General features: G+C 63.4%; 12 protein-coding genes and 1 tRNA gene. 4 read left to right on the forward strand and 9 right to left on the reverse strand.

The features are described 5' to 3' along the window. Positions 1 to 133: 133 nt before the first annotated feature. Positions 134 to 1,498 carry an amidohydrolase family protein gene (locus IVB47_RS15995; protein WP_247462562.1) on the forward strand — a complete coding sequence of 455 codons (1,365 nt, stop codon included), beginning with the start codon at positions 134 to 136 and terminating at the stop codon, positions 1,496 to 1,498. 118 nt (positions 1,499 to 1,616) lie between these two features. Next, positions 1,617 to 1,811 (forward strand): hypothetical protein, encoded by a 195-nt coding sequence (locus tag IVB47_RS16000; protein ID WP_346730801.1) that lies wholly within the window; start codon positions 1,617 to 1,619, stop codon positions 1,809 to 1,811. Positions 1,812 to 2,333: 522 nt separating this feature from the next. Here IVB47_RS16000 and IVB47_RS16005 read toward each other — a convergent pair. The 7 genes from IVB47_RS16005 to IVB47_RS16035 all read right to left on the reverse strand — a co-directional run bounded on the left by IVB47_RS16005 (position 2,334) and on the right by IVB47_RS16035 (position 7,059). Continuing rightward, positions 2,334 to 2,411, reverse strand: a tRNA-Pro gene (locus IVB47_RS16005). 118 nt (positions 2,412 to 2,529) lie between these two features. Continuing rightward, a complete protein-coding gene (locus IVB47_RS16010) occupies positions 2,530 to 3,108 on the reverse strand; it encodes a MerR family transcriptional regulator (RefSeq protein ID WP_007611070.1) in 579 nt (192 codons plus the stop codon). A 27-nt stretch (positions 3,109 to 3,135) separates the two neighbouring features. After that, positions 3,136 to 3,477 carry an integration host factor subunit alpha gene (locus IVB47_RS16015; protein WP_018456841.1) on the reverse strand — a complete coding sequence of 114 codons (342 nt, stop codon included), beginning with the start codon at positions 3,475 to 3,477 and terminating at the stop codon, positions 3,136 to 3,138. A gap of 133 nt (positions 3,478 to 3,610) precedes the next feature. Then, positions 3,611 to 4,591 carry a beta-ketoacyl-ACP synthase III gene (locus IVB47_RS16020; RefSeq protein ID WP_026233249.1) on the reverse strand — a complete coding sequence of 327 codons (981 nt, stop codon included), beginning with the start codon at positions 4,589 to 4,591 and terminating at the stop codon, positions 3,611 to 3,613. Then, entirely contained in the window at positions 4,588 to 5,649 is a 1,062-nt protein-coding gene (gene plsX, locus IVB47_RS16025; RefSeq protein ID WP_247462565.1) for a phosphate acyltransferase PlsX, read from the reverse strand. Before plsX ends, IVB47_RS16020 begins: the two co-directional genes overlap by 4 nt. Before the next feature lie 298 nt (positions 5,650 to 5,947). Then, a complete protein-coding gene (locus tag IVB47_RS16030; protein WP_247462566.1) occupies positions 5,948 to 6,511 on the reverse strand; it encodes a DUF177 domain-containing protein in 564 nt (187 codons plus the stop codon). Then, positions 6,508 to 7,059: a ubiquinol-cytochrome C chaperone family protein gene (locus IVB47_RS16035; RefSeq protein WP_247462568.1), complete on the reverse strand. Its 552-nt coding sequence runs from the start codon at positions 7,057 to 7,059 to the stop codon at positions 6,508 to 6,510. Before IVB47_RS16035 ends, IVB47_RS16030 begins: the two co-directional genes overlap by 4 nt. 98 nt (positions 7,060 to 7,157) lie before the next feature. On the opposite strand from IVB47_RS16035, the gene IVB47_RS16040 reads away from it, so the two are divergent. Beyond that, on the forward strand, positions 7,158 to 7,643 hold the full coding sequence (locus tag IVB47_RS16040; RefSeq protein WP_027567256.1) for an outer membrane protein assembly factor BamE: 486 nt from the start codon (positions 7,158 to 7,160) through the stop codon (positions 7,641 to 7,643). An 86-nt stretch (positions 7,644 to 7,729) separates the two neighbouring features. Continuing rightward, positions 7,730 to 8,731 (forward strand): tripartite tricarboxylate transporter substrate binding protein, encoded by a 1,002-nt coding sequence (locus tag IVB47_RS16045; protein ID WP_027567257.1) that lies wholly within the window; start codon positions 7,730 to 7,732, stop codon positions 8,729 to 8,731. 270 nt (positions 8,732 to 9,001) lie between these two features. Here the strand turns inward: IVB47_RS16045 and IVB47_RS16050 are convergent, their stop codons facing one another. Both IVB47_RS16050 and thiL read right to left on the reverse strand, forming a co-directional pair. After that, positions 9,002 to 11,122 (reverse strand): sodium-translocating pyrophosphatase, encoded by a 2,121-nt coding sequence (locus IVB47_RS16050; protein ID WP_027567258.1) that lies wholly within the window; start codon positions 11,120 to 11,122, stop codon positions 9,002 to 9,004. A gap of 236 nt (positions 11,123 to 11,358) precedes the next feature. Continuing rightward, positions 11,359 to 12,357, reverse strand: coding sequence for a thiamine-phosphate kinase (thiL, locus tag IVB47_RS16055; protein ID WP_247462570.1), 999 nt, complete (start codon positions 12,355 to 12,357; stop codon positions 11,359 to 11,361). Between the last annotated feature and the right edge of the window lie 54 nt (positions 12,358 to 12,411).

The following is a 12,411-nucleotide window of genomic DNA, read 5'->3' on the forward strand; positions in this document are numbered from 1 at the left end:
TCATCCTAGGCCACGTGCCGCTTGTAATCGCGACTGGCGGATAGCTCGCTCCAGCCGCTGTCCGTTGAGCGATCAATAAGGCTGAATTCGAGGCCAGAGTGACCGTTAGGCCCACAAAGCAGGAGGTAACGACATGCTCTCCGAAGTCGTTGTGCGGATGCAAAAAGCCGCGTGCGCGGCGACCATTCTTTGGTCATGCGCCGCTCTCAGTCCTGGGCTGGCGCAGGAGCGCTCTGCCCTGACAGTTTTCGACAATGTGCGCATTTTCGATGGGAAGAGTCAGGCGCTCTCCGCTCCATCGAATGTCCTCATCCGGGGCAACACCATCGAGCGTATTGCGATCGCTTCCAATCCGGTCGATCGATCCCCGGACACCCGCACTATAGCAAGCGGTGGACGCGTGCTGATGCCCGGGCTCAGCGACATGCATTGGCATGCGACGATGGTTCGTCCGACCCCTGCTCAAATGCTTTCGAGCGACTTGGGTTACACGATGCTGCTCGCGGGCGCGGAAGCCACTGCTACGCTGATGCGCGGGTTCACCACCGTCAGGGACATGGGCGGCCCTGCCTTCGCGCTGAAGCGCGCCATCGATGAGGGGATCGTGGTAGGCCCTCGCATCTATCCGTCGGGTGCCGTCATCACAGTCACGGGAGGGCATGGCGACTTCCGTGAGCTCTGGGAGCTGCCGCAAAGTCTTGGCGGAACGAGCCGCGTCGAGCAGCTCGGTGGAAGCATGATCGCCGACAGCCCCGACGAGGTTCGCAAGCGAACGCGCGAACAGCTCATGCAGGGCGCATCGCAAATCAAGCTGACGGCAGGCGGCGGCGTCGCTTCGCCTTTCAGCCCACTGGATGTGACCACCTTCAGTGAGGCTGAATTGCGGGCGGCCGTCGAAGCAGCTACCGATTGGGGAACCTATGTTGCGACCCACGCCTATACGTCAAACGCCATCCGGCGCTCTGTTGCTGCAGGCGTCAAGGTGATTGAGCATGGTCATTTGATGGATGAGCCGACCGCACGTCTCCTCGCGGAGGAGAAGATCTGGCTGAGCACACAGCCATTCGTAGACCTCGGCGGCGCAGCCATGCTTCCTCCCGTGCAACAAGCGCAGATGCGCCAAGTGGTTGCTGGCACCGACACCACGTACGGGTTTGTCAAAAAATACAAGATCAAGACGGCCTTCGGGACTGATATTCTCTTCTCCAAGGCGTTGGCTGAGCATCAGGGTCAGGGCATCGTGGATCTCACACGTTGGTTCACCCCGGCGGAAGCATTGGCAATGGCGACTTCAGCAAACGGAGAGTTGCTTGCCCTCTCCGGTGCGCGCAATCCCTATCCCGGCAAGCTCGGAGTGGTCGAAGAAGGGGCGTTGGCGGATCTCCTGCTCGTCGACGGCAATCCCTTGGACGACATTCGCCTCATCGCCGACCCGGAGAACAAATTCGTCGTGATCATGAAGGACGGCATCATCTACAAGGACATTCGTCCGAAATGATCCTTGGGCGGGATGCTTCGCGCGCTGCCGGTCTTGCTCGCACGCAATTCACGTCTGCGCAGGTTCATTGCCGCCGTGGGCTTCCCGATCATAAGCCAGCATCGGAGAGAGTGGCGGAATGAACATCGTCAAGAGTCTCGCGCAGATCGTCTGGCGGTACGTGGTATCTCTCTCAGGGGTCGGATTGGCGTTGGGAGCATTGTTCTTCGCGGCGGCACTTACGCCGACGCTCGTCCCAAGAAGCTATTTGATCCAGGGAGTCCTTGCCGGCACCTGCTTTGCGATCGTCTACGAATGCAATATGGTGTTCTAAATTCAAAGCATCGATAAGTATTCTTTCCTCTGGGAGCAAGTTCTGCATAACATCGTCGTCAATATTTACAAGAACATCCACGTCTCCGGGATCTGGTTTTTCTGAAAGAAAACTGCCGTCAACGAACGCTATGCAGGAAAGCTTTACGCGAAGCAGCTCCTGGGCAAGCTCTTCCAAGGCATAGAAGAGCTTTTCTCTTCTCTGCCGTGCTTGGCCATGAAATCGATGAACGCAAGGGACTCGATTTCACGGAGCGTCATAAAGTGACGCCCCGGCTCCAGTAGCGGCGGGTGATCGAACTTGTGCGCTGCCATTGCAGCCGTAGCCCCCCAGCGCTTCCACCATCAGCAATTGCGGTGTGGCGCTGACTCGCCTTAACAGATCGTGGCTGGGTACGGTAGGTGCAATATTCCCTGCCGAGTGCCCAGAACGCTTGCTGAACGGAATTTGTAAACCGGCTGTAAACAGGCGATGCGCCGTAGGTCGATGGCGCCGAACTGACCTTGATGCAATTTAGAAAAATGGTCGGAGCGAGAGGATTTGAACCTCCGACCCCTAGTCTCCCAGACTAGTGCGCTAACCGGGCTGCGCCACGCTCCGAACGTCGTTCCATTAGCTAGGATCGCCGGTTTGCGCAAGGCGAGGTCACACCATTTTGGATTTTGGTGCCTCTGCCGAAAGGCACCGGAACTGCCCCCAAAGCCGAGGAGATCCGGCGTCAGGCGTCCTTGAGCGCCTGATCCAGCATTTCGCGGCAGGCGATGAGTTCGGCGAGCACCCGTCCGAGGCGCTCCCGGTCGATGGCGCTGGGGCCTGCGGGCGCGGCGGGGGTGCCGCCCTTGCGGAAGGTGGTGAGGATTTCCTCGTCGTCGGTCTCGGAGAAGCGGAAGTCGATGCCCTCCTCCTCCTCGCCCTGGTAATCGTCGTCGTCACTATCGCGGGCGCCGCGGACGCCGGTCTCCTCCTCGGGCTCCATCAGGCTGGCGCCGACGGCGTCCTCGATAGCCCCGAACGAGACCGCGGCCGCGCTGTCGGCAAGGCCCTGCACCGATTTGACGCCGTGCTCCTTGAGGATCCGCTGCACGCCGCGGATGGTGTAGCCCTCGCCGTAGAGGAGACGGCGGATACCCTTGAGCAGGTCGACGTCGTCGGGGCGGTAATAGCGGCGGCCGCCGCTGCGCTTCATCGGCTTGATCTGGGAGAAACGCGTCTCCCAGAACCGCAGCACGTGCTGCGGAATGTCGAGTTCCTGCGCTACTTCGCTGATGGTTCGGAACGCATCCGGCGCCTTGTCCAAATGCCAAATCCTTATCCGGAAGGCGGATTACGCCTCGGGTTGCGCCTTGCTGGCGTCGCCATTGGTGCGGTGCTGGGCGTTGATCCGCTGCTTCAGGATTGCGGACGGCTTGAACACCATGACCCGGCGCGGCGAGATCGGCACCTCGGTGCCGGTCTTCGGGTTGCGACCGATGCGCTGACCCTTCTTGCGGACCATGAAGGAGCCGAACGAGGACAGCTTCACCGTCTCGCCTTTCTCAAGGCAATCGGTGATCTCCTTCAGCACGAGTTCCACGAAGGCAGACGATTCCGTGCGCGACAGCCCCACCTTCTGGTAGACGGCTTCGCACAGATCGACACGCGTTACGGTTTTACTTTGATCGGTCATCGCCCTGCCCCACATCACGGCGAACAATTGTTGTCTGAAATTATGAGCTTACGATACGGCGGTCAACAGCGCTCATCAATGCAGGCGCATCGATAATCCGATCTGATTCGGGCAAAATTTTATCGACTGTGGCTTACCAGCGCACCAGCGCGGAGCCCCAGGTGAAGCCGCCGCCCATGGCTTCCAGCAGAACCAGGTCGCCGCGCTTGATGCGGCCGTCCTTGCGCGCCACCGACAGCGCCAGCGGGATCGAGGCCGCCGAGGTGTTGCCGTGAAGGTCAACCGTCAGCACCACCTTCTCCGGCGCGATGTGGAGCTTGTGCGCGGACGCGTCGATGATTCGCTTGTTGGCCTGGTGCGGCACGAACCAGTCGATGCTGTCGGCATTGAGCCCGGTCGCCTTGAAGGCGTCGACGATCACGTCGGTAATCATGCCGACCGCGTGCTTGAAGACCTCGCGGCCCTCCATGCGCAGATGGCCGACAGTCTGGGTCGAGGACGGGCCGCCGTCGACGAACAGCTTCGCCTTGTGACGGCCGTCGGAGCGCAAATGCGTGGTCACGATCCCGCGGTCGGTCGCGGCATTGCCCGGCTGCTCCTGCGCCTCCAGCACCACCGCGCCGGCGCCGTCGCCGAACAGCACGCAGGTGCCGCGATCGGTCCAGTCGAGGATGCGCGAGAAGGTTTCCGCGCCGATCACCAGCGCGCGCTTGAAGGCGCCCGTGCGCAGGAAATTATCGGCGGTGGCGAGCCCGAACACGAAGCCCGAGCACACCGCCTGAAGGTCGAAGGCCGCGCCGTGGTTGATGCCGAGCCCGTGCTGCACGGCGACCGCGCTGGCGGGGAAAGTGTTGTCAGGGGTCGAGGTCGCGAGCACAATCAGGTCGATCGACTGCGCGTCCACGCCGGCGTCGGCGAGCGCAGCCTGCGCCGCCTTGAGCGCCAGATGCGAGGTGAACTCGCCCTCGGCCGCGATGTGCCGCTCGCGAATGCCGGTGCGCTGCACGATCCACTCGTCGGACGTGTCAATGCGCGCCGCCAATTGGGCGTTGGTCACCACCTGCTCCGGCAAATAAGAGCCGCAGCCCAGCACGACCGAACGAATTTGAGTCACGAAACAGCCTCCTGCGCGGCTTGCACGGAATTGAGTGCACCACCTTCGCGGTTGAGCATCTGATTGATCTTGTTGAGGAGATCGAATTTGACCATCTCATAGCCAACATCAATCGCATAGGCAAAGCCTTCGGCAGCGATTCCGCCATGGCTCTTGACCACGATCCCGTTCAACCCCAGCAACACGCCGCCGTTGGATTTGTTGGGGTCCATCTTGTTCCGCAGGGCCTGGAAGGCGTTGCGTGCAAAGAGATAGCCGAGCTTTGACAGCCAGCCCCGTTTCATCTCGTCCCGGAGCAATTCCGCCATCTGCCGTGCGGTTCCCTCCGCGGCCTTCAGCGCGATGTTGCCGCTGTAGCCTTCGGTGACGATGACGTCCGCTACTCCCTTGCCGATGCCGTCGCCCTCGACGAAGCCGAGATAGTCGAGCTCGGGGAGGTTCCTGGCGCGCAGGATTTCGCCGGCCTCGCGAATCTCCTCGTGCCCCTTGATCTCCTCGACCCCGATATTGAGCAGGCCGACCGTGGGACGCTTCTTGTTGAACAACACGCTGGCCATCGCCGCGCCCATGATGGCGAGCGACACCAGATGGTGGGTATCGCCGCCGATGCTGGCGCCGAGGTCGAGGACCACGGAATCGCCGCGCCTGGTCGGCCACATGCCGGCGATGGCCGGACGATCGACGCCCGGCAGCGTGCGCAGGTGGAAGCGCGACATCGCCATCAGCGCGCCGGTATTCCCGGCGGAGACCGCGACATCCGCCTCGCCCTTTTTCACAGCATCGATGGCAAGCCACATGGAGGAGGTCCTGCGGCCGCGCCGCAGCGCCTGGCTCGGCTTTTCCTCGCCGCTGACCGCGACATCGGTATGGATGATCTTCGAGGCGGCCTTCAGCGCGGGGTGGCGGTCGAGCTCGGGCTCGATCTTGGCGCGGTCCCCGATCAGCAGGAATTCGATCTCGCGATGCCTGGCAAGCGAGATGGCGGCGCCTGGGATGACCACCGCGGCGCCGGCGTCGCCCCCCATGGCGTCAAGCGCGATGCGAACCTTGCTTGGCATAAAAGTCCTGGAAACCTGGTCTGGTGCGGTCTTGAACGAGCGGGGCCGCAAATGGGTTCGCCACGAACATGGCGGTCGGTCAAGCGCCACGCCGCACCCGGACCGGGGCGCGACAATAGCGTTTTGTTATCCCGAAACAACCTCTTGCCCCCAGCCTTTTGCATTCGGGACGATCCGGCCGCAGACGGCCGAATTCACAAGAAGTACATCAAAATCAAACAGATAATTCGACCTTTCAAACCACGATCGCAAACACCTCGCGCCCCGTAGCAAAGCGGTCCTCTGGGAAAGACGGCACCTATTGGTCTTTCTTTTTGTCCTGGAGCGCCTTCAGCACCGCAAAAGGATGATCCTCCGGATCGGGGGCGGCGACCTCGGGCTCAAACACCACCCCCGGCTTCCGCGGATAGGGATCCACCGCCAGGAAGAGGGCGTCGGTGGCGAGCCGGCCGAGGTCGATGATGCCATTGACGATCGCCTCCGGGGGGTCGGCGACCTGCTCCTGATCGTCGTGCACCTCCTCCATCAGCTCGGCCAGGCGGCGGACTTCGGCCTCGGGGGCAAATATCAGGTCCACCTCCTCGTCGATCTCGCTCTCCATCGGGTCAAGCGTGACCACACAGGTCTGGCCGATCCGGGCGCGGACGTGCCCCGTGACCTGGATCTGGTTGCCGCTTTTCGGCACGACATCGAAATCAGCCCGGACCGAAACAACCTCGCGCAAGCCTGCCGTCTCAGCCATGGCCTGCCGCTCGGCGGCCGAGGCCTCGAGCTTGCGATGCAGGCCGGTGTCCGGGATCTGTGCAACGATGACGGGCACCTGCCAGGGATCGGGCCCGGATGCGGTAATCGGTCGGCTCATGGCGTGACATCCTCAGGGAGCGCTGGGGGAAACTTGAAAGACGCGGCCAACAATGCGGCCTCGCCGGTCCGGGCGAGGTCGGCCTCGGCAGCCCTGGCATAGGCCGCGAGCCGCTGCGCCTGGTCCATGCCGGCCCCATTCAAGATATTCTTGCAGATCGCCGACGCCAGCGCCTCGCCGCCGCTTTCCATGGCCTGATCGTAGGCCTGGACCCGGCCGTAAAACGCCTCGCCGAAGGCCCGCATCCGCTTCGGCACGGTCTGGTCGCCTATCCCCATCTCGCGCAGATTGTCGTCCATATCCTCGCAGAAGCGGTCGAACAGCGCCTGCGACAGCTCGGTGGCGCCCTGAACCGTGCGCAGACGGCGCAGCAGCAGCCAGAGGTGCAGCAGCAACAGATCGAAACGCCCGTTAACGCTATCCGGCACGCCCAAGTCTCGGTAAAATATGGGTTCTCGCGCCTGCGTCACGATCATGCCATAGATGGCTTCAATGGTGCCCGGCGAGGCTAGGCGGGGTTTCCTGAAGTGATTGAACGGCCAAAGCATTGTGGTTTCCGCAAGCGGGCGCGCGCGTGTTGCATTCAGAGCCTACGCCCGGTACTTCAGCGCCTCGCGCGACGCAAGGGGACGGAATCAGTTCCGCTATGACGATAACGAACCAGACCAGCCTGCGTGCAGACAAGCGGCGCGGCCTTCAAGCACGTTGGCGCGGCTTGCGCCTGTTCGCGGCCGCGGCCCTGGTTGGGGCTGCGCTTGCGGGCTGCACCGGCGAGCAGTTCCAGAAGGGTTACATCCTGCCGCCCAACGCGCTGGAGCAGATCCCGATTGGCGCGAGCCAGGACCAGGTGCTGATCGTGATGGGCACCCCCTCCACCGTCGCAACCCTCGACGGCGAGGTGTTCTATTACATCTCACAGCGCTCGGAGCGTATGGTCGCCTTCATGAATCAGAAGGTGGTCGATCAGCGCGTCATCGCGGTCTATTTCGACAAGAACCGGCGCGTGCGCCGGCTTGCGAATTACGGCCTGCAGGACGGCAAGATCTTCGACTTCATCAGCCGCACCACGCCCACGTCGGGCCAGGAGATGAGCTACCTCACGCCGATCTTCAAGCTGCTCAGCTTTAACTGAGCCTTCAGCCTGCGGCTTCGTGCGGCTTGCCGTTGCGCGTCCTGTTCCATACGCTCCCTGCAAAACAAGATGCAGGGAGTGGATTCGTGCCCAAACAATTGCTGTCCCGCCGTCGCGTGCTCACCGGTGCTGCCGCCCTCTCGGCCGCAGCGATCCTGCCGCGATCGAGCCTGGCGGACTGGAAGCCCACCGAAAACGTCCGTCTCGTCGTGCCGGCTGCCGCCGGCGGCTCGACCGACGTGATGGGTCGGCTCCTTGCCGCGCATCTGCAGACGGCCTGGGGCCAATCGGCCGTGGTGGAAAACCGTTCCGGCGGCGGCGGCACGATCGGCACGGCCGAGGTGGTCCGCGCCAAGCCGGACGGCCACACCATCCTGATCGGCAATCCCGGTCCGAACGCGATCGCCTACAGCATCTTCAAGAACCTCACCTACAAGCCGGACCAGCTCCAGCCGGTCTCCAACATGATCCGGATCCCGAACATCGTCTCGGCGCATCCCAAGACCGGCATCAAGTCGATCGCCGAGCTGGTCGCCTATCTCAAGGCCAATCCGGACAAGCTCAGCTACGCCTCCTCCGGCGTCGGCCAGAGCCCTCACCTCACCGGCGCCTGGTTCCTGCAGCTCACCGGCCTGAAGATGACGCACATCCCGTTCCGCGGCGCCGGTCCCGCGCTCCAGGCGGCGCTCGCCGGCGACATCCAGATCCTGTTCGACAATCTCTATCCGAGCCTGCCGCAGGTGCAGAACGGCACCCTGACCGGCCTCTGCGTCACCACGACCGAGCGTAGCGACCTTGCGCCGAACCTGCCGACCATGCGCGAGAGCGCGCCGGAGCTTGCGGCTTTCGACGTCTCGTCGTGGTTCTCGGTGTTCCTGCCGAAGGGTGTGCAGCCCGCCGTTGTCGAAGCGCTCAACCTTCAAGTGAAGGCGATGCTCGAGCGCGACGACATCAAGAAGAACATCGTGGCCATGGGCGCCCGCGCCGACTACGGCACGCCCGACCAGTTTGCCGCCTTCGTGGACGCCGAGACCAAGAAGTTCGCCGGCATCATCCAGAAGGAAGGGCTGCAGATGGACGTGCAGTAGGCCCTGCTTGTGGCGCTGGGGATTTGAACCAGTTGAAGGCTAAGAGGACGGCCGCCGCCAGCGCGACTGCCAACATTGTGCGAGGCCCGGATTGCCGGGAGCCCCTTTGCGTCTTGCCGCAAGTTGGACAAACACTGTCGGCCGCCAACATGTCGCAGCCGCACCGGATACATCTGGTCGTCTCGAACTTCATGGCGACGCTCCCGCAAAGCGGATAACAAAAACCCGCGGTTTGCACCGCGGGTTTGTCGCAGGAAAGCTGCCTCTGGTTCAGTGCGCGAGGATCGCCAGCAGCAGCAGCGCCACGATGTTCGTGATCTTGATCATCGGGTTCACCGCGGGACCTGCCGTGTCCTTGTAGGGATCGCCGACGGTGTCACCGGTCACAGCCGCCTTGTGGGCATCACTGCCCTTGCCGCCGTAATGGCCGTCCTCGATGTACTTCTTGGCGTTGTCCCAGGCACCGCCGCCCGAGGTCATGGAGATTGCGACGAACAGGCCCGTCACAATCACGCCGAGCAGCATGGCGCCGACGGCGGAGAACGCGGCCGACTTGCCGACGGCGCCGCCACCTGCGATCGCGTAGATCACGAAATAGACGAAGATCGGCGACAGCACCGGCAGCAGCGACGGAATGATCATTTCTTTGATCGCCGCCTTGGTCAGCAGGTCGACGGCCCTGCCGTAGTCCGGCTTGTCCGTGCCCTGCATGATGCCGGGCTTCTCGCGGAACTGGCGCCGCACTTCCTCGACGATCGCGCTGGCCGCACGGCCCACGGCGGTCATGCCCATCGCGCCGAACAGATACGGCAGCAGGCCGCCGAACAAGAGGCCGACGACGACGTAAGGATTGTTGAGCGAGAAGTCGGGCAGTACGCCCTGGAAGTACGGATACTTCGCGGCGTTGGCGATGAAGAATTTGAGGTCTTCATTGTAAGCCGCGAACAGCACCAGCGCGCCGAGACCGGCGGAGCCGATCGCATAGCCCTTGGTGACCGCCTTGGTGGTGTTGCCGACCGCGTCGAGCGCGTCGGTGGACTTGCGGACTTCCTTCGGAAGACCGGCCATTTCGGCTATGCCGCCGGCATTGTCGGTGACCGGGCCGAAAGCGTCGAGCGCGACGACCATGCCAGCCAGCGCCAGCATGGTGGCGGTCGCGATCGCGATGCCGAACAAGCCGGCAAGGCTGTAAGTGACGAGAATGCCGGCGATGATCACCAGCGCCGGACCAGCGGTGGATTCCATCGAGATCGCCAGGCCCTGGATCACGTTGGTGCCGTGACCGGTAACCGACGACGCCGCGATCGACTTGACCGGGCGATAATCGGTGCCGGTATAGTATTCGGTGATCACGATGATCAGCCCGGTAACGACGAGGCCGACGACGCCGCACTCGAACAGCGCCATGCCGGTATACTTCACGCCTTCCAGCGGGCCGAAACCGATCAGCCAGTAGATGACGCCGGCAACGCCCACGATCGACAGCACGCCGGTCGCGATCAGGCCCTTGTAGAGCGCACCCATGATCGACTGGCTGGCGCCGAGCTTGACGAAGAAGGTGCCGATGATCGAGGTGATGATGCAGACGCCGCCAATGGCGAGCGGCAGGGTCATCATGTTCACCAGCAGCGGCGAGGTCGCGAAGAAGATCGCGGCGAGCACCATGGTGGCGACCGCAGTCACCGCATAGGTCTCAAACAGGTCGGCCGCCATGCCGGCGCAGTCACCGACATTGTCACCGACGTTGTCGGCGATGGTCGCCGGGTTGCGCGGATCGTCCTCAGGAATGCCGGCCTCGACCTTTCCGACGAGATCGCCGCCGACGTCAGCACCCTTGGTGAAGATGCCGCCGCCCAGACGGGCGAAGATCGAGATCAGCGAGGCGCCGAAGCCGAGCGCCACCAGCGCATCGACGACGACACGGTCGTTGGCCTTCAGCCCCATGCCGTGCGTGAGATAGGCGAAATAGATGGTAACGCCGAGCAGTGCGAGACCCGCGACTAGCATGCCGGTGATGGCGCCCGCCTTGAAGGCGAGCTCGAGGCCGCCGGCAAGCGATGTCGTCGCCGCCTGCGCGGTGCGCACATTGGCGCGAACCGAGACGTTCATACCGATGAAGCCCGCCGCGCCCGACAACACCGCACCGATCAGGAAGCCGATCGCAACCAGCATGCCGAGGAAGTAGGCCAGCAGGGCGAAAATCACGACGCCGACCATGCCGATCGTCATGTACTGTCGCTTGAGATAGGCCTGCGCGCCCTCGGCCACCGCAGCCGCGATTTCCTGCATGCGCGGAGACCCCGCATCCGCACTCAAAACCGAAGACGTCGCCCAGATCGCGTAGACGACGGAAAGCACTCCGCAGAGCACAATCAACCATAATGCTGTCATGTGATTTTTTGCCTCAGATCCTTGATGAACGTACCCCCGGCGCCTTTTGTTTTTCCGTCGTGCGGTGCGGCGCCTTGATTTTGAACAAGGCCGCTCCTTGCCCGAAGGCGCGGCCCTAGTCGGTCACGACCTTGCCAAAATCAAATTGAGGGTGCAACGCCAGATAAGCCCGAAAAGCCGATCTCGGCAGGTATTTAGCCGGTCTTGGCAGCCCGGACGCCGGTTTGGCGCAATTCCTAGAAGTGGCTGTAGGACAGTCGCTTCAAGACCAGCTCCTGGCCCTGCCCGTCCAGGAAGCGCGGCCGCTCATGGCCCGCGACGATCGTGCCGATGGCCGTGACGGCAAGGCCGGCCGCCCGCCCCAAGGCAATCAGTGCGTCGCCTTGCGCCGGCGGAACGGTGCACAGCACCTCGTAATCGTCCCCCCCGGCCAGCAGCGTCTCAACGGAAACGACCTTGCCCGCGATCAGGCCGGCGGCAGCGACCGAGAGCGGCACGCTGGTCACCTCGATCGTGGCCGAGACGCCTGACGCCGCACAGAGCTTGGTCAGGTCTCCTGCAAGCCCGTCGGAGACATCCATCGCAGCCGTTGCATGGTCACGCACGCCGTGCGCGAGAGCATTGCGCGGCTGCGGCACGCGATAGCGCGAGATCAGCGTCTCGCGCGCGTGCGGATCGGAGGCCAGCGCATTCGCCACCGCGCCGCCCTTGAGCACATCGAGGCCAAGCGCGGCGTCGCCGATCGTCCCCGTCACCAGAATACGGTCGCCCGGCTGGGCGCCGGCGCGGCCGACCATCCGCCCCTGCGGCACGCGGCCAAAGGCGGTGATCGAGATCATCTGCGGCCCCGGCGTCGACACCGTATCGCCGCCGAACAGTGGACAAGCGAAGGTTTTCGCATCCTCGCCGAGCGCGTCCGCAAACGGCCTGAGCCAGGCGTCTTCCCTGCTGCGCAGCGCCAGTGTCAGCACGAAGCCGGCCGGCACGGCGCCCTTGGCAGCGAGATCGGACAGGTTCACCCGCAGCGCCTTGCGCGCGATGGTATCGGGCGGATCGCTGGCAAGATAATGCACACCCTCCACCACCGCGTCGGTGGTGACGACGATGTCGCTGCCGAGCGCCTGCAGGATGGCGGCATCGTCGACCAGCCCCAACGCGCCGGGATCAGTCGCCAGCGGCTTGAAATAGTGCGCGATGAGGGAGTCTTCGGCGGAGCTTTCTGGTGCGTTCGTCATCGGCGCTAGCCCCAAACTCCACTGTTATCGCCCGGCTTGACCGGGCGATCCAGT

The organism is Bradyrhizobium sp. 62 (assembly GCF_023073035.1).
Classification (GTDB): domain Bacteria; phylum Pseudomonadota; class Alphaproteobacteria; order Rhizobiales; family Xanthobacteraceae; genus Bradyrhizobium.